Below are 16,271 nucleotides of genomic sequence, written 5' to 3'. Positions count from 1 at the left end.
CGTCCGGTCAGCCGGTCAGCGGCCGCACGTCCCAGATCCACACCCCGCCGGCCTGTGTCGGCGCGATTCCCGTCAGCTCGGTCGCCACCCGGCGCAGCGCGTCCGCGTTGCGCTGCGGCGCGAGCACCACCACCCCGGCCCGCCAGTAGCGCAGGTCGTCGACGGCCGCGGCCCGGTCCTGGGGGGTGATCGGCGGGACCTGCCCGGTGCGCGCGACGCCCTTGAGGAGGCTGCTGGTCGGCCGGGGCGGCGCGGTGAAGAGCGCCACCCGCGGCTCGGGCGCCCGGGGGCGGGTGTCCGGCGCGAGGAAGTAGCCCCGGGCGATCGGCATCTCGGTGCGGGTCCGGGCGGCCCAACGCAGCGGCTCGGCGTAGTCGGTGTCGGGCAGCGGCAGGGCCACCACGCTGCGGCCGCCCGAGACGTACGGCCGCCAGGCCCCCGAGGTGACGAAGGCGGGCGTGGGCTCCAGCCGGGTCGCCGGCAGCGGGGTGGGCAGGTCCGGCACCAGGGCCATGGCCAGCGCGGTGACGGCGGCGAACCGGATCGACGACCGGGCGGCCGGATAGCGGCGGGCGACGCGCCGGGCCCGTTCCGCGCCGAGCGCGAGGAGCACGCCGACGATCGGGGTGATCGCCAGCGACCACCGGGTGGGCACCACCGAGTGCAGCAACGGCAACTTCTCCAGCAGTGCCCAGGGCGCGGGCACACCGGTGTCCCGGCCGTCGAACCGGACCTCCCGGCCCAGCGAGAGCACCGCGAAGAGCAGGCCGAGCACGGCCAGGCCACGGACCAGCGCGTCCCGCCGCAGCCACCAGACCAGCGCGGCGACCAGGATCACCAGCGGCCAGCCGAAGAACGAGTTCTCCTCGGTGGCGTTCTTGGCCAGCGGCTTGGCCGCCCGGGCGTCGCCGGCCAGCGACTCGCGGGAGAACGCGACGAACGCCGCCAGGTCCGTCCGGTAGCCGCGGATCAGCTGGGACAGGCCCTGGTAGGAGCCGGGCCCGAACAGCTGCACGTAGATCGGGTACGCCAGCAGCACGGCGGCGAGCGCGGCGGCGACGCCCAGCCCGGCGAGGAACGGCCGGGCGCCCCGGCGCAGTGCGGGCCGGCCGAGGGCGAGCGCGCCGACGACCACGGCCAGCCCGATCGCGGTCATCAGCAGGATCTCGAGGTTGAGGAAGGCCTGCCAGACGACCAGCAGGCCGAGCAGCAGCCCGTTGCGCAGCCAGCGGCCGGGCTCGGTCAGCCGCAGCGTCCGCCAGACGATCAGCGGGACCACGAACTGGGACACGATGTTGGGGTGGGCGTTCGCGTGCGAGACCATCGCCGGGCCGTACGCGCAGAAGGCCGCGCCCAGCCAGGCCGGCCCCCGGGAGCCGGTGACCACCCGGGAGAGCAGGAAATACCAGGCGGTCGCGGTGGCCGCCATTCCACCGGTGAGAAAGATGAGGAACGACCAGTGCGGGCCGAAAAGCACCGTGACCGGTGCCAGCGGGATTGAAATGGATAATACGGACGTGTTCGCCATGAGATTTACGCCGTCCGGCACATTCATCTGACCGGTGGTGAACGGATAGCACCATTGCGTCACCACTCGGGCACCGTGCGCCATCATCCATTCGAACTGCGACTGGTCCGACGTGTTGTCCCGCACCCCGTCACCCGGATGCAGCCAGAACCGCGCGGTCACCCAAAACGCGAGCGCCACGAAGCTGAGCACCGCGGCCAGGTCCCACCGCCACCCCGCCCGCCCGAGCGCCCGGGAAGCGGCACCGGCCCCGGCGTCTCCGCGACCCGCAGCACCGGGGCGCTCGACGTCGGGACGCTCGGCTCCGGAGCCCGAATCGGGAGTAGTCATGGCAATTCAGAGAGTAGCCACCCTAAGTCGCCGAGGTGACATGTTTCGGTGCACTGCCGTAATATCTCCCGGGTTCGCCGACCGCCGATCACGTGCCACCCCCGACCGCAATTCGGCCCCCACGGTGCTCCCCCGTTTTCCTGCACCTGGCGCGGATGACGCCGAATTCGGTCCCGGCGCTGGTCCAGCCACACCCTGAGGAATCGACGCATGGCAGAAATCACTGGGGACCAGCGCGTCCAGGCAGAGGTCCTGGAGGGCCTGGCCACCGCGGTCAACCACCGCAGGTGGTTCGTCGAGCTGGCGCTGCCCCACCTCGGTGACGACCCCATCGAGATCGGCAGCGGGCTGGGCGACTACGCGCTGGCGTGGTCGCGACACGTCCCCCGGTTCACCGCCACCGAGGCCGACCCCGACCGACTCGTGCTGCTCAAGGAGCGACTGGCCGACGAGCCGACCGTCGAGGTGCGCCAGATGCTGCTGCCGCACCCGGGGGGCGGCAACCACAGCGCGGCCGTGTCGTACAACGTGCTGGAGCACATCGAGGACCACGTCGGCGCGCTGCGCAGCATGCGCGACCTGGTCCGGCCCGGTGGCAAGGTGATCATCATCGTCCCGGCGTTCCAGTTCGCGATGGGCCCGGCGGACATCGCCACCGGCCACGTCCGCCGGTACACCCGGGCGTCGCTGACCGCCGCGATGACCGACGCGGGCCTCGAGGTCGAGACCATGCACTACGCCAACGCGCTCGGCCTGATCGGCTACTTCATGGCCACCAAGGTCTTCCGGCTGATGCCGAAGGAGGGCCCGATGGTCAAGGTGTACGACACCCTCGTGCTGCCCACCACCAAGGCCGTCGAGCAGCGCGTCCGCCCGCCCTTCGGCCAGTCCGTCTTCGCCGTGGCCCGCGTCCCGTCCTGACTCCTCGCGCGGCCCGCGGGCCGCGCTGTTGCACGGAAATAGTGGCCTCCCCGGTCGGTGAGGCCACTATTTCCGTGAATCAGGGAGATCAGCGCGCGGGGGTCACTCCTTGATCTGGTACGTCGGGCGGATGACCGCCCGGGCCAGGGTGTGGAAAGCCAGGTTGAAGCCGACGTACGCGGGGGTGGCGTCCCTGCCCACGTCGAGCCGTTCCACGTCCAGCGCGTGCACCGCGAATACGTACCGGTGCGGGCGGTCACCGGGCGGCGGGGCGGCACCGCCGTAGCCGGTGTCGCCGTAGTCGTTGCGGATGCTGAACGGGCCGCCGAGGTCGGCCTCGCGGACCCCGGTCGGCAGCTCGGTCACCGAGGCGGGCACGTCGACCAGCACCCAGTGCCAGAAGCCGCTGCCGGTCGGGGCGTCCGGGTCGAAGCAGGTCACCACGAAGCTCTTCGTCTCCGCGGGGAAGTCCGACCAGGCCAGCTGGGGGGAGATGTTCTCGCCGCCGGCGCTGCCGTGCGCGTGGCGCGCGTCCATCGGCTCGCCGTTGCGCACGTCGTCGCTGGCCAGGTTGAACGCCGACACGGTCGGCAGCAGCTCGTACGGGTCCGGGGCGATCGGTCGTTCCAGGCTCATCGGGGGTCCTTCCGGTTACACGTGAGGTCCTGCCCTCGTTCTTACCCCGCGCAACGACCCGGCCGAACCCGAAAGCCGTCCGTGGCGCGCGCCCGCGGGCCACCAATCTCTCGCCACACCACGGCGGAGTGAACTAAGCTGTTAGCTAAGTGAGGAGGCGGTGCCGTGTCGGCGGAGGCAGCGCACTACAACATGCACGACGCCAAGACACACCTGTCGCGCATCATCGAGCGGGTCGAACGCGGCGAAGAGATCATCATCGACCGCGCGGGAACCCCGGTGGCCAAGGTGGTGCCGCTGGTGCGGCGGACCAACCGCACGGCGATCGGCTCTCTCGCCGGGCAGCTGGATCTGTCGGGTGACTGGGACTCGCCGCAGACCAACGCAGAGATCGCGGACGACTTCGGCATCGGCGCATGACCCTGCTGCTCGACACCCACGTCGTGCTGTGGGCCATCGCCGGCGACCCCACCCTCGACGCCGTCTTCCTCGACCGGCTACGCCACGAGCCGGACATCTTCCTCTCCCCGGTCAGCCTGTGGGAGATCACCATCAAACAGAGCACCGGGAAGCTCGGCGGACCGCCCGACCTCGCCGAGCGGGTGCGGGAACTGGGGTTCCGTGAGCTCCCGGTGACCCACGCCCATGCCATCGCCGCCGGTCGACTGCCACCGCACCACCGCGATCCCTTCGACCGCATGCTGGTGGCCCAGGCGATCACCGAAGGCCTGACGCTCGCCTCGCGTGACGCGTCGATCGCGCTCTACGACGTGGACGTCCTCCGGATCTGACGTGACTACACTGTAGTCATGAGTAGTCCGCGCTCGGTGCGCTTCGACGAAGCGGTCCTGGCCCGCCTCGACCGCTACGTCCGGGAACATCCCGGCTCCTCGTCCTCGTCGGTGGCCAACATGTTCGTCGACGAGTCGCTGCGGACGTACGAGCACCCCGGGGTGATCTTCCGCTCCGGGCCCGCCGGTCGCCGTGCGGCACTCAACGGTGGGCCCGACATCTGGGAGGTGATCGGCGCACTGCACGCGGTGCAGGCCGAGTCGCCGCACCTGGAGGGGGAGGAACTCGCATCCGAACTGACTGCCGTCACCGGTCTCGGTCGAGCACAGATCGCCGCCGCGCTACGGTACTACGCGACCTACGCCGCCGAGATCGACCAGCTGGTTCGCGCCAACCACGAGGCGGCCGAGCGGGAGGAGCGGCTCTGGCAGGCGGAGCAGGGCCTGCTGAAGCGGCGCAGCGAATGACCGGAGTCCTGCTCGACGAGATGTATCCGCCAAGTTTGGCCCGGCAACTGCGCGAACGGGGACACGACGTGCTGGCCGCCCTGGATGTCGAAGTCGGTCTGTCCTCCCGCTCCGACGAGGACGTGCCGGCCTGGGCAACCCGACACGAGCGCTGCGTCGTCACCGGGAACGTCCGCGACTTCGCGAGGCTCGCGGCCCTGAGCCCACACGCCGGCATGATCCTCGTCTCGGCTCGCCGCTTTCCTCGCACCCGGAGCGGGCTCGCGCGAATCGCGACCGCTCTGGATGCGGTGCTGGCCGGGAAGCGGTTACCGGCCCCCGACGCCGTGGCCTGGCTGGGCAGCGACGGCTGAGCGAGACGAACCGCGCATCCTGCTGCCAGGCGGCATCTGGTGTCCGGTGGGCGGAGGGTGTGGGATTCGAACCCACGAAGACATCGCTGCCTTACCGGTTTTCAAGACCAGCGCCATCGGCCACTAGGCGAACCCTCCCGAGCCGACACCCGAGGGTGACCGGCCGCTGCCTAGTCTGCCACGGCCGCCCCGTCGGCGAACCGGCCTCCCCACCCCTGTCTCGTGGGCGGAACCCCTGTGATCAGGCTCGCCACCGATTCGGGCGGTCCACTGTGGTCCATCCGGGTGATCCGCCGGCCCGGGCGTGAACCGGGGGACGGATCGGGTAAGACTGGTGGCATGCGCGCGATCACGATCCCGAAACCCGGTGGACCCGAGGCACTCGTCTGGGCCGAGGTGCCCGACCCCGAGCCCGGCCCCGGTGAGGTGGTGGTCGACGTCCGGGCGGCCGGGGTGAACCGGGCGGACCTGCTCCAGCGGCAGGGGCACTACCCGCCACCGCCGGGTGCGCCCGAGTACCTCGGGCTGGAGTGCTCCGGGGTGATCGGCGCGATCGGCCCCGAGGTGACCGGCTGGGCGGTCGGCCAGGAGGTCTGCGCGCTGCTGGCCGGCGGCGGGTACGCCGAGCGGGTGGTCGTACCGGCCGGTCAGCTGCTGCCGGTGCCGGCGGGCGTGGACCTGGTCGACGCGGCGGCGCTGCCCGAGGTGGCCTGCACGGTCTGGTCGAACGTGGTGCGGCTGGGTCGGCTGGCGGAGGGCGAGACGCTGCTGGTGCACGGCGGCGGCAGCGGGATCGGCACCTTCGCCGTCCAGCTCGGCACGGCGCTCGACGCGATGGTCGTGGTGACCGCCCGGGCGGCGAAGCACGAGCGGCTGCGCGAGCTGGGCGCGGCGCACACCATCGACTACCGGGAGCAGGATTTCGTCGAGGAGGTGCGCCGGGTCACCGACGGCCGGGGCGCCGACGTGGTGCTCGACATCATGGGCGCCTCCTACCTGGCCCGGAACGTGGCGGCGCTGGCCGACGGGGGGCGGCTGGTGGTGATCGGCATGCAGGGCGGCCGCAAGGCCGAGCTGGATCTCGGCGCGCTGCTGGCCAAGCGGGGCACGGTGGCGGCCACCGCGCTGCGGTCTCGCCCGCGGGCCGACAAGGCGGAGATCGTCCGGGGCGTACGCGAGCAGGTGTGGCCGCTGGTCGAGTCGGGCGCGGTGCGGCCGATCGTGGACCGGCGGGTGCCGATCGCCGACGCGGCCACCGCGCACCGGCTGGTCGAGTCGAGCGATCACCTGGGCAAGGTGCTGCTCACGATCGGCTGACCCCGCCGCCACCCGGCCCGTGCCCGCGCCGCCTCGTTGATCAAGAGGTTTGCGTCACAATTCGCGGGGATCCAGACGCAAACTTCTTGATCAACGAAGCGGGGTCGAAGCGGGGTCGAAGCGGGGTCGGGGCGAGGGCAGCGGAGGATCCGCCAGCCGGGGGCCGGTGGTCAGCCGGGGGCGCGGCAGCCGGGCAGCCGGGCGGTCACGGGCGGGGCAGCACCAGGCGGGCGCCGGGGCCCTCGGCGGCGAGCGAGTCGTCCGCGTTGTAGAGCGTGCAGCGTTGCAGCGACAGGCAGCCGCAGCCGATGCAGCTGTCCAGGTCGTCGCGGAGCTTGCCGAGCAGCCGGATCTTCTCGTCCAACCGTTCCCGCCAGGTGCGGGACAGCTCGGCCCAGTCCTGTGCGGTCGGGGTGCGGCCGGCGGGCAGCGAGTCCAGCGCGTCCCGGATCTCGTCCAGCGAGATGCCGACCTGCTGGGAGATCCGGATGAACGCCACCCGACGCAGCTCGGAGCGGGCGTACCGGCGCTGGTTGCCGCCGGTGCGCTCGGCCCGGACCAGGCCGAGCCGCTCGTAGTAGCGCAGCGCCGAGGGGGCCACCCCGCTGCGGGCGGCGAGCTCGCCGATGGTGAGCGACTCGGGCATCGACCCCACCTTCAAGTTGACGTCAACGTCAACTTGAAGGCTAGCCGGGTGGCCGGCGGCGCCGCCAACCGTGCGGTCAGGGGCGGGGCGGGCCGGCCGGCCGGCGACGGGTGCGCTCCCGCCCGAGGATCCAGATCGCCTCGACGCCGTCCTTCCAGGTGATCTTCTTGCCCTCCTCGCGACCGCGGGCCCGGTAGCTGATCGGCACCTCGTACGGGCGGATCCGGCGGCGCAGCAGCTTGCCGGTCACCTCCGCCTCCATGCCGAAGCCGCGGGAGCGGACCTCCAGCGAGCGGTAGAGCGCGACCGGCATCAGCTTGAAGCAGGTCTCCAGGTCACCGATGTACGAGTTGAACAGCACGTTGGCGGCCATCGTGACGCCCTTGTTGCCCATCACGTACCAGAAGCTGTAGGCGCTGTGGCTGCCGAAGGTCCGGTTGCCGTAGACCACGGTGGCCCGGCCGTCGAGGACCGGGGCGAGCAGCCGGGGAATGTCCTGCGGGTCGTACTCCAGGTCGGCGTCGAGGATGACCATGTACTCGCCCTCGGCGCTGTCCACCGCCGTCCTGATCGCCGCGCCCTTGCCCGCGTTGCGCTGGTGGGTGATCACCCGCAGCCGCGCGTCGTCAGCTCGCCCGAGGATCTCGCCGGTGCCGTCCCGGCTGCCGTCGTCGACCACGACCAGCTCGATCTCGCACGGGTAGTCCACCGCCAGTGCCTGCTTGAGGGCATCCGCGATGCGTTCTTCCTCGTTGTAGACCGGCATGAGGATCGAGAGCTTCACGGGGATCTCCACGGTGGCGAGAGCATGTCGGCCCTAGCGTAGCCTGGCAGGTCAGCCGCACCGAGGCCGCCACCACGGGCTTACGCCGGTCGGACGGCGTAACCCGCCCGACCGGCATCCGCGTCGGTCACTGCTGCTTGAGCGGCACCACGACCAGCCGGGCCGTGCCGCCGTCGCCCTCCTTGGCGCCCGCGACGCCGACCGTCGTGCCGACCTTGACGTCGTTGGCCTGGATGGTGTTCCGCCGCTCGACGACCTTCAGGTCCGGGCCGAACGTCCAGGTCATGGTGAAGCCGTCGGTGGACTTGACGGTCATCGACGTGCCGTTGATCGCGGTCACCTGGCCGCGCTGTACGGCGACGGTCTTTGTGCCGCCGTCCCTGGTCTGCACCACCGCCTCGCCGTGCAGGGTGTTCTTCCGCAGCAGCACCCGGGCCTGCCGGCGCTTGCGCCACTCCTCGGCGCGCTCCCCTTTCTTGCCCTTCTTCGCCCCGGCCTCCGGGCTCGCCGACCCCGTGGGGGACGGTGCGGGCGCGGCCACCGGCTCCAGCTCGGCCGGGTCGAACCCCATCGCGGCCAACGCCTGGCCGTCGGCGCCCATCGCCGCGGCGACGTCGACCGCGGCGGCCTTCGAAGCCTGTCCCACCTGGGCCGGGCCGCAGCCGGTGAGGCCGAGCACGATGCCGGCGGCCAGCGCGGTGGTGGCGGTGGCGAAACGCAGACGTGCCATGACACTTCCTCTCGTCGGTGGTGGCACCAGCGTTCCCGACGACGGTGGGTGGATCGTCAGGCCGATGTTCGGGTCAGGTAAGGATGTGCCGGCAGCGAGACGGCGAACGCCGCGCCGCCCTCCGGCGCGTGCCCGGCGGCGATGTCCCCGCCCAGCCGGCGGACCAGGCCGGCGGCGAGCGCCAGGCCCAGACCGCTGCCCACCTTCCGCACCCCCCGGTAGCGCTGGTGCAGCGCCCCGCGCTCGAACGCCACCGCCAGGTCGTCGTCGGTGAAGCCGGGCCCGCCGTCGCGGACCTCCACCACCCCACCGGCGGCCGGGCCCGGACCGGCCGGCCGGACCGCGAGCACCACCGGCGCCCCCGGGGGTACGACCCGCAGCGCGTTCTCCAGCAGCCCGTCCACCACCTGTCGGATCCGCCCCGGGTCGGTGTACGCGGGCACCGGCCCGCCCGGCGTCTCCAGCCGGAACGGCACCCCCAGCGCGGCGCACCGGTCGGACCAGGTGCGCTCGGCGTCGGCGGCCAGCCGGGCCAGGTCGACCGGTACCGGCTCCAGCGGGAAGTCCGCCGCCTCCAGCCGGGCCAGCGCGAGCAGGTCGCTGACCAGCCGGTCCAGGTGCTCGGCCTCGGCCAGCATGGTCCGGCCGGTGCCCGGCGCGTCGTCCGCGCCCACCACGCCGTCGGCGAGCGCCTCGGCGTACCCGCGGATCGCGGTCAGCGGGGTGCGCAGCTCGTGCGACACCGACAGCAGGAACTCCCGTTGCCGTCCCTCGCTGGTGGCCAGCGCGGCGGCCAGCCCGTTCAGCGCGTACGCCAGGTCGGCCACCTCGTCCGGCGGCTCCACCGGCACCCGGACGGCCCGGTCCCCGGCGCGCAGCCGGGCGGCGGCGGTGGCCGCCTGCCGGATCGGCCGGGCCAGCCGGCGGGCCAGGAACAGCCCGGCCGCCACCCCGGCGGCGAGGCCGGCCAGCAGCGGCAGCCACAGGCTGCGCAGCACCTGCCGCCACGGGCCGGCGGGGGTGGCCCGGGTGAGCACCACCCCGTCGCCGTCCGGCAGCGCCCGGCCCTCCACCAACGCCCGCTCGCCGGCCACCAGGCGCCGGCCGGAGACGTTGCCGCCGCCGGCCACCCTGGCCACCACCTGTCTGGGCAGGCCGGGGCGGTCGGCCTGGCCGGCGCGCACCACCCACACCTGGATCTCCTGCTGCTGCAGCTGGCGGATCAGCCGGTCACCGGCGGCGTCCCGCTGCCGCACCGGGCGGATCCGCAGCACGTCGGCCGCCAGCCGGGCCTGCGCGGCCAGCGCCTCCTGGTCCCGCCGCTCGGCGCCGCGCACCGCCAGCGGCACCGCCACCAGCGCGGTGACCAGCACCGACACCAGCGCCACCGCGCAGCTGACCAGCACCGCGCGGGCGGTCAGCGTACGGCCGAAGCGGGCCCGGGGCGGTGCGGGCGCCGGGTGGGCCCCGATCACCGGCAGCGCGACCGTCGGTTCGCGGTCGGGCGGGGGTGGGCCGGCGCGGTCAGCCATCGACCGCGTACCCGACGCCGCGGTGGGTGCGGATCACGCTGGCCGGGCCGAGCTTGGCGCGTACCTGCGCCACGTGCACGTCGACCGTGCGGGTGCCGGCGTGCGCCGCGTAACCCCAGACTCCGGCCAGCAGCTCCTCCCGGGTGAAGACCCGGCCGGGGCGGGCCATCAGGTGCGCCAGCAGGTCGAACTCGGTGGAGGTGAGCTGCACCGGCGCGCCCGCCGCGGTGACCGTACGCCGGGCGGGGTCGAGGGTGACCGGCCCGACGCTGCGCGGGCGTTCCGCCCCCTCCGGGGCGCCGGTGGTGCGGCGCAGCACCGCGCGGACCCGGGCCACCAGCTCCCGGGGGCTGAACGGCTTGGTGACGTAGTCGTCGGCGCCCAGCTCCAGGCCGACGATCCGGTCGACCTCGTCGTCCCGGGCGGTGAGGAAGATGACCGGCGTCCAGTCGCCGGCCTCGCGCAGCCGGCGGCAGACCTCCGTGCCGGCCAGGCCGGGCAGCGCGATGTCGAGCACGCAGGCCACCGGGCGCAGCCGCCGCGCGGCGGCCAGCCCGGCCGTGCCGTCCCGTTCCAGGTGTACGCCGAAACCGTCCCGGCTCAGATAGAGCCGGACCAGCTCGGCGATGGCCGGCTCGTCCTCCACCACGAGGACCAGCCCGCGCGGGGCGGCGTCGACGGTCACCGGCCCATGATGACCGACCGCCGGGCCCGGCGACCGTACGGGTTTGTTCGGGTCAGGTAAGGATGCGCGTCAGCGGGCCGGCACCGGGCGCAGGCCGGACGCGCCCGCGGGCGTCTCGCCGATGGTGGCGACCACCCGCTCGTCCGGCCGGCGCAGCCTGGTCCGGAACGCGTGGTGCAGCAGGGTGTCCAGCTGCCAGACCTGCTTCGGGTGCTGGGTGCGGATGACGAACCGCTCGCGGGCGCCGTCGATGGCGGTCGCGGACAGCTCGACCGACTGCGAGCGCGGGTCCGGGCTCCAGGTGACGTTGCTGAGCTCGCGCAGTTCGGTGTTGAGGTGCAGCCGGAGCCGGTGCAGCACCCGGGTCTGCTGGGTGACCACCATCCGGCGGTGGGTGAGCAGGAGGAGGTATTCGCCGCCGACCGGGCGGTCGGGTCGGCTGCACCGGGTGACCAGGACGGTGGCGTCACCCGAGCCGACGCACTGCCGGAAGACCGGCATGTGCCGGGTCACCGTCTGGACCGCAAGCCCGGTCTCGGCGGCGGCCGGAAGGAACGTTCGCGAAAACACGTCCATGCCCTGTCAAACGAGCCGTGACCAGGGGTGACGTGGGTCACGAGAAGATTTTGGAAGTTCCACGCGGGCAAGTCGCACGCCGGGTGCGACATCGCCGCACCCGGGTGCCCGACCCGCTCGTCGTCCGCGGCGGTGGCCGACTCCGTCAGCCGCGCGGCTTGGTCGTGCCGACCCCTGGCAGCCGACGCGGGGCCGGCGGCTGCACCAGATCCAGGTAGTTGCTGTCGATGTTGATCTGGACGCCGCCCCACGTCTCGTAGTGGTCGCCCTGGTACTGCTTCATGCGTCGATGCGGCTGCCAGTACGTCGCCGGGAGGACCGGGTCGGTGACCGTCCGCACACCGTCCCAGCGGGCGAAGTCGAGGACGTCCGGCGGGACGAAACCGGGCCGGGCGTACGCGGCCACCAGGTCGCTCGTGCTGCCGGAGCCGACGCCGGTGTAGTAGCCGGACCGGTAGCCCGACGAGCGCAGGCGGACCGTCCAGCAGTTCACGAACGCGTCCACCGCGGTCGCGCAGCCGGCGTCACCCGGCTCGTAGTGCTCCATGTCCAGGATCAGCGTGCTCCACGACGCGAGACCCAGGGCGCGGGCGTTGAGCACCGCGTCCTCGGCCGCCTCCCGGCCCTGCGCGGCGGCCCGGGTCGGGTCGATCCGGCGCGAGTACGTCGAGCAGGGCGCCTGCAAGCCGACGTAGAGCGGAAAGATCCGCCAGCCGGCCGCCTGCTGGTTGGTCACCCAGGCGGCGGTGAGGTTCGGCTGCTCGCAGCCCCGGTTCACCCCGCCGAGGTAGACCCCGACCGCCCGGTACGGCGACTGGAGCCACGCCGTCATCGCCGCGTCCGACGGGGCGGTGCAGGCGTCGAATCCCAGCCCGGTGAAGGTGCCGGGCTGGGGACCGGTGTAGCCGGCGGCCGTCGCCGGGCGGCCGGGGCCGGCCAGCGCGCCGGTCGCGGCCAGCACTCCGGTCAGGGCCGCGGCGAGCGCGCGGCGGGCGGCCCGGCGCAGCCGCGACGGCACGGGGGTGGTCGACACGGCTGCCCCGATCTGTTGGGTGACGAGGGGTCGGCGGAGCGGCTCGGGCGAAGCCCGCGATCGACGTCGACTGGCAGGATCCTGCCGGTCCACCACGGTTCTGTCCACCCCGTCCGGTCCACCATGGAGTGAACGAACCGGACCGTCGGCCGACCACGGCCGACCGGGCGATCACGGCGGTCGGAGCGGGTGGGTGGGTGGGTGGGTGGTCAGAGCGGGCCGGGGGCGAACAGCTCCTGGAGCCAGCCGGGCACCGCCTCGGCGTACCCGGCCCGCTCCGGGTCCGCGGTGTCCAGGGCGCGCCGCCAGGACAGCGCCCGGCTGAGCGCGGTCACCCGGGTCGCCAGCGCGGCGGCCTCCCGCAGGTCGGCGCGGTCGTACCGGTCGGTCCACGCCTCCAGGTACGCCTCGCGCAGCCGGCCCAACTCGGGCGCGTCCGGCGGCAGCCCGAAGCCGGCGGCGACCGCCCGGAGGGTCACCAGCAGCGTGCCGAACGGGTGGGCGATCGAGGCGTCGCCCCAGTCGAAGAAGCGGTAGCCGTCGCCGGTCACGAAGATGTTGCCGTCGTGCAGGTCGTCGTGCTGCACGGTGGCCGGCACGCCGTACCCGGCCAGTCGCCGGCAGTCGCGGGCGAACGCCGCCCGGTGGGCGCGCAGCCGGTCGTACGCCGCCATGGGCAGGCCGTCCGGCGCGCCGGGGCGCAGCGACTCCTCGTCGGCGAGCAGGGCGGTGAAGAGTTCCGGGAGCGCCTCGGGCCGGTGGTCGGGCACGCCCGCGGCCAGCAGCGCGTCGACCCGGCCGGCGGTGCGGCGTTGCAGCTGGGCGTACGCCGGCAGCACCCGTTCCCAGCGGGACACGTCCCGGTCACCGGCCAGCACGTCGCGCAGGCTCGGCCCGCCGTCGGGCAGCAGCGTCCAGCCCCGGTCGACGTCCACCGCCAACGGGGTGAGCACCGCGTCCGGGGCGAGCCGGGCCAGCTCGGCCAGCAGCGCCGCCTCGTGTCGGGTGCCCCGGTTGTTGGCCTTGAACCAGAACGGCCCGGCGTCGGTGGGCACCCGCCACACCAGCGACCAGGGGCGCTGTCGGGGTTCCACCGGGCCGGTCACCGTGCGGCCGTCCCGACCGAGCCGGGCGATGACCCAGTCCAGGGCGGACCGCCGGTACGCCGGGTCCAGCCAGTCGGTCGAGGGCGTGCCGGTCGCGGTCATCCCGGCATTGTCGACTCCGCCTCCCGCCGGGGCGAACGAATTCCCCGGCTCGGCGGCGGTCTCTCAGAGCAGTTCGAGGATGGTGGCGTTGGCCATGCCGCCGCCCTCGCACATGGTCTGCAGGCCGTACCGGATGCCGCCGTCGCGCATGTGCTGGAGCATCGTGGTCATGATCCGGGCGCCGGACGCGCCGAGCGGGTGACCCAGCGCGATCGCCCCGCCGCGCGGGTTGAGCCGCTCCGGGTCGGCCTCGGTCTCGGCCAGCCAGGCCAGCGGCACCGGGGCGAACGCCTCGTTCACCTCGTACACGCCGATCTCCTCGATGCCCAGGCCCGCGCGGCGCAGCGCCTTCGCGGTGGCCGGGATGGGCGCGGTGAGCATGGTGACCGGGTCGTCGCCGACGACCACGGCGGTGTGGATGCGGGCCAGCGGGCGCAGCCCGTGCCGGCTGGCCCACTCGCTGGTGGTGACCGCGAGCGCGGCGGCGCCGTCGGAGATCTGGGACGCGGACCCGGCGGTGACCACGCCGTCGGCGCGGAACGGGGTGGCCAGCTCGCCGAGCCTGGCCAGCGAGGTGTCCCGGCGGATGCCCTCGTCGGCGGCGAACTTGCCGCCGTCGGGCAGCGCCACCGGGGCGAGCTCCGGGTCGAATGCGCCGGCGTCCTGCGCGGCGGCCGCCTTCTCGTGGCTGGCCAGCGCGAACTCGTCGAGCTGGGCCCGGGAGAAGCGCCACCGCTCGGCGATCAGCTCGGCGCCCACGCCCTGGTTGAACGGCAGCGGCTGGTCGTCGGCGAAGCCCTCGACGCCCCGGTAGCGGTCCCGGAGCTGGTCGCTGAACGGCATCCCGCCGGCCACGCTGGACCCCATCGGCACCCGGGTCATCGACTCCACGCCGCCGGCGACCACCAGGTCGGCCTGACCGGACGCGACCGTGGCGGCGGCGAAGTGCAGCGCCTGCTGGCTGGAGCCGCACTGCCGGTCGAGGGTGGTGCCGGGCACCGTCTCGGGCCAGCCGGCGGCGAGCACGCCGTTGCGGGCGATGTTCCAGGACTGCTCGCCCACCTGGGAGACGCAGCCCCACACCACGTCATCGACCTGACCGGGCTCGATGCCGGTGCGCTCGGCGAGGGCCCGCAGCACGTGCGCCGAGAGGTCGACCGGGTGGACCGTGGCCAGGCTGCCCTTGCGCCGCCCGACCGGGGTGCGTACCGCGCCGACGATGACTGCGTCACTCATGACTACTCCCCGGTAACCAGGCTGGATCGATCCTACGTCGCCGCCCCGGCGCTCGTCCGCCCCCGGCTGGCATGCTGGACGGGTGCATCCCCCATCGTCCCCGGGCCGCCAGTGGCGGGTGCCGGCGGCCCTGCCGGTGGTGAAGCTGGCCGGCGCGCTGGTGCTGGCGCTGCTGGGCGCGCTGCTCTCCGACGGCGACCGGGTCCAGCTGGTGCTGGCCGTGGTCGCCGGGCTGGCGCTGGCCGGCTGGGCGCTGCGCGACCTGCTCGCCCCGGTACGCCTCGCCGTCGACCCGGACGGCATCACGGTCATCGACGGGTTCGCCGGTCGACGGCTGCTGCCCTGGCCGACGGTGGAGCGGATCCGGGTGGACCGGCGGTCCCGGCTGGGGCTCACCGGTGAGACGCTGGAGATCGACGCCGGGGAGTCGCTGCACCTGTTCGGCCGGTACGACCTGGACGCCCCGCCGGCCGAGGTGGCCGAGGCGCTGCTGGCCGCCCGCCCCTGAGCGGCCCCGTCCTCGCCGCGGTGCCGGCTGGGCGCTGATCGGCGGGTCAGCCGGTCAGCATGGCGGTGCGGACCAGCACCATGCCGAGCAGCGCGACCAGGATGATCGCCGTACCGGCGGCCTGGAAGATCGGCCGGCGGTTGCGCGGCGCGTACGCCAGCACCAGCGCCATCAGCGCGCCGACCACCAGACCGCCGAGGTGCCCGGCGATCGAGATGCTCGGCACGGTGAAGGTGAAGATCAGGTTGATCACCAGGACCGGCACGATCGCCGAGGTGTCCCGGCCGAGCTTGCGCATGATTACGAAGACCGCGGCGAACAGCCCGAAGATGGCGGTGGAGGCGCCGGCGGTGGTCCGGTTCGGCTCGGTGAAAAGGTACGCCGCCACGTTGCCGCCGAGCCCGGCCACCAGGTAGAGCGCGAGGAAGCGCAGTGACCCGAGCATCGCCTCGAGGTCGCGCCCGAGCACCCAGAGCGCCCACATGTTCAGCAGCAGGTGCAGCACACCGAAGTGCAGGAACATCGCGGTGACCAGGCGGTACCACTCGCCATCGGCCACCCCGCCGACGCTCCCGTCGGGAAAGCGCGCGAGGCCGAGCACCGCTCCCCAGTCGGTCAGCGGCGTCGTGCCACCCAGCAGACCGCCGAGGCCGCCACCGGCCACCGCGGTGCCGCTGCGCGCCGAGATGATGGAGATCAGCATCATCAGCACGTTCAGCGCGATCAGCGTCCGGGTGACCAGGCCGCGACGGCCGGCCGCACCGCCACCGAAGGCGGTACGCGCCGGCCGTACGGTCCGTCGTCCCTCGTTCACGCACTCCGGGCACTGGTGCCCGACCGCGGCGTCCCGCATGCACTCCGGGCAGATCGGCCGGTCGCACCGGCTGCACCGCAGGTACGTCTCCCGGTCGTGGTGCCGGTAGCAGACCGGAGTGGTCGGCACCGGCTGACCGGTGGCGTCGCCTACGGGCCCGGTGCGCTCAGTCATG

19 protein-coding genes and 1 tRNA gene are annotated in these 16,271 nt (G+C 73.6%); 7 read left to right on the top strand and 13 right to left on the bottom strand.

Translation table 11 applies throughout. From position 1 onward, the window contains the following. Window positions 1-7: 7 nt before the first annotated feature. Complete coding sequence (locus ACFY3U_RS23610; RefSeq protein WP_387205426.1) at window positions 8-1,858, bottom strand: hypothetical protein; 1,851 nt, start codon at window positions 1,856-1,858, stop codon at window positions 8-10. A gap of 210 nt (window positions 1,859-2,068) precedes the next feature. Here ACFY3U_RS23610 and ACFY3U_RS23605 point away from each other — a divergent pair, with 210 nt between their 5' ends. Next, a complete protein-coding gene (locus ACFY3U_RS23605) occupies window positions 2,069-2,779 on the top strand; it encodes a class I SAM-dependent methyltransferase (protein ID WP_387205424.1) in 711 nt (236 codons plus the stop codon). Window positions 2,780-2,881: 102 nt separating this feature from the next. Here ACFY3U_RS23605 and ACFY3U_RS23600 read toward each other — a convergent pair whose 3' ends face one another. Then, a complete protein-coding gene (locus ACFY3U_RS23600) occupies window positions 2,882-3,415 on the bottom strand; it encodes a YbhB/YbcL family Raf kinase inhibitor-like protein (protein ID WP_387205422.1) in 534 nt (177 codons plus the stop codon). 165 nt (window positions 3,416-3,580) lie between these two features. On the opposite strand from ACFY3U_RS23600, the gene ACFY3U_RS23595 reads away from it, so the two are divergent. From ACFY3U_RS23595 to ACFY3U_RS23580, 4 genes are read left to right on the top strand one after another with little or no spacing between them, the layout of a single operon-like run. Then, window positions 3,581-3,835 carry a type II toxin-antitoxin system Phd/YefM family antitoxin gene (locus ACFY3U_RS23595; protein WP_387205420.1) on the top strand — a complete coding sequence of 85 codons (255 nt, stop codon included), beginning with the start codon at window positions 3,581-3,583 and terminating at the stop codon, window positions 3,833-3,835. Continuing rightward, window positions 3,832-4,206, top strand: a complete 375-nt coding sequence (locus ACFY3U_RS23590; RefSeq protein WP_387205418.1) for a type II toxin-antitoxin system VapC family toxin — start codon at window positions 3,832-3,834, stop codon at window positions 4,204-4,206. Before ACFY3U_RS23595 ends, ACFY3U_RS23590 begins: the two co-directional genes overlap by 4 nt. 18 nt (window positions 4,207-4,224) lie before the next feature. Next, on the top strand, window positions 4,225-4,674 hold the full coding sequence (locus ACFY3U_RS23585) for a hypothetical protein (protein WP_387205416.1): 450 nt from the start codon (window positions 4,225-4,227) through the stop codon (window positions 4,672-4,674). Beyond that, a complete protein-coding gene (locus ACFY3U_RS23580; protein ID WP_387205415.1) occupies window positions 4,671-5,027 on the top strand; it encodes a DUF5615 family PIN-like protein in 357 nt (118 codons plus the stop codon). Before ACFY3U_RS23585 ends, ACFY3U_RS23580 begins: the two co-directional genes overlap by 4 nt. 51 nt (window positions 5,028-5,078) lie before the next feature. Here ACFY3U_RS23580 and ACFY3U_RS23575 read toward each other — a convergent pair. Continuing rightward, window positions 5,079-5,165, bottom strand: a tRNA-Ser gene (locus ACFY3U_RS23575). Window positions 5,166-5,366: 201 nt separating this feature from the next. Between ACFY3U_RS23575 and ACFY3U_RS23570 the strand changes: the two genes are divergently transcribed. Next, window positions 5,367-6,344, top strand: coding sequence for an NAD(P)H-quinone oxidoreductase (locus ACFY3U_RS23570; protein ID WP_387205413.1), 978 nt, complete (start codon window positions 5,367-5,369; stop codon window positions 6,342-6,344). A gap of 205 nt (window positions 6,345-6,549) precedes the next feature. Here the strand turns inward: ACFY3U_RS23570 and soxR are convergent, their stop codons facing one another. The 9 genes from soxR to ACFY3U_RS23525 form a co-directional block, all read right to left on the bottom strand. Next, the gene (gene soxR, locus ACFY3U_RS23565) at window positions 6,550-6,990 is read right to left on the bottom strand and encodes a redox-sensitive transcriptional activator SoxR (RefSeq protein WP_387205411.1); all 441 of its coding nucleotides are present in this window, start codon (window positions 6,988-6,990) and stop codon (window positions 6,550-6,552) included. A 76-nt stretch (window positions 6,991-7,066) separates the two neighbouring features. Next, window positions 7,067-7,774: a glycosyltransferase family 2 protein gene (locus tag ACFY3U_RS23560; protein ID WP_387205565.1), complete on the bottom strand. Its 708-nt coding sequence runs from the start codon at window positions 7,772-7,774 to the stop codon at window positions 7,067-7,069. A gap of 127 nt (window positions 7,775-7,901) precedes the next feature. After that, window positions 7,902-8,504 carry a hypothetical protein gene (locus ACFY3U_RS23555; RefSeq protein WP_387205409.1) on the bottom strand — a complete coding sequence of 201 codons (603 nt, stop codon included), beginning with the start codon at window positions 8,502-8,504 and terminating at the stop codon, window positions 7,902-7,904. A gap of 56 nt (window positions 8,505-8,560) precedes the next feature. Next, window positions 8,561-10,036 carry a sensor histidine kinase gene (locus ACFY3U_RS23550; protein ID WP_387205407.1) on the bottom strand — a complete coding sequence of 492 codons (1,476 nt, stop codon included), beginning with the start codon at window positions 10,034-10,036 and terminating at the stop codon, window positions 8,561-8,563. Further along, on the bottom strand, window positions 10,029-10,721 hold the full coding sequence (locus ACFY3U_RS23545; protein WP_387205405.1) for a response regulator transcription factor: 693 nt from the start codon (window positions 10,719-10,721) through the stop codon (window positions 10,029-10,031). Before ACFY3U_RS23545 ends, ACFY3U_RS23550 begins: the two co-directional genes overlap by 8 nt. 69 nt (window positions 10,722-10,790) lie before the next feature. After that, the gene (locus ACFY3U_RS23540) at window positions 10,791-11,297 is read right to left on the bottom strand and encodes a hypothetical protein (RefSeq protein WP_387205403.1); all 507 of its coding nucleotides are present in this window, start codon (window positions 11,295-11,297) and stop codon (window positions 10,791-10,793) included. 145 nt (window positions 11,298-11,442) lie between these two features. Next, window positions 11,443-12,330: a DUF1906 domain-containing protein gene (locus ACFY3U_RS23535; RefSeq protein WP_387205401.1), complete on the bottom strand. Its 888-nt coding sequence runs from the start codon at window positions 12,328-12,330 to the stop codon at window positions 11,443-11,445. 209 nt (window positions 12,331-12,539) lie between these two features. Continuing rightward, window positions 12,540-13,538 carry a phosphotransferase gene (locus ACFY3U_RS23530; RefSeq protein WP_387205399.1) on the bottom strand — a complete coding sequence of 333 codons (999 nt, stop codon included), beginning with the start codon at window positions 13,536-13,538 and terminating at the stop codon, window positions 12,540-12,542. A 63-nt stretch (window positions 13,539-13,601) separates the two neighbouring features. Then, window positions 13,602-14,774 (bottom strand): thiolase family protein, encoded by a 1,173-nt coding sequence (locus ACFY3U_RS23525; RefSeq protein WP_387205397.1) that lies wholly within the window; start codon window positions 14,772-14,774, stop codon window positions 13,602-13,604. Between the two features lie 82 nt (window positions 14,775-14,856). On the opposite strand from ACFY3U_RS23525, the gene ACFY3U_RS23520 reads away from it, so the two are divergent. Continuing rightward, window positions 14,857-15,282: a PH domain-containing protein gene (locus ACFY3U_RS23520; RefSeq protein ID WP_387205395.1), complete on the top strand. Its 426-nt coding sequence runs from the start codon at window positions 14,857-14,859 to the stop codon at window positions 15,280-15,282. Between the two features lie 46 nt (window positions 15,283-15,328). On the opposite strand, the gene ACFY3U_RS23515 is transcribed toward ACFY3U_RS23520, so the two are convergent. Continuing rightward, window positions 15,329-16,270 (bottom strand): rhomboid family intramembrane serine protease, encoded by a 942-nt coding sequence (locus tag ACFY3U_RS23515; RefSeq protein ID WP_387205393.1) that lies wholly within the window; start codon window positions 16,268-16,270, stop codon window positions 15,329-15,331. Window position 16,271 lies beyond the last annotated feature (1 nt).

It is taken from the genome of Micromonospora sp. NPDC000089 (genome assembly GCF_042899365.1).
Classification (GTDB): Bacteria; Actinomycetota; Actinomycetes; order Mycobacteriales; family Micromonosporaceae; genus Micromonospora.
The sequence above is the reverse complement of the archived record's forward strand: the minus strand, read 5'-3'. Positions and strand labels throughout refer to the sequence as shown.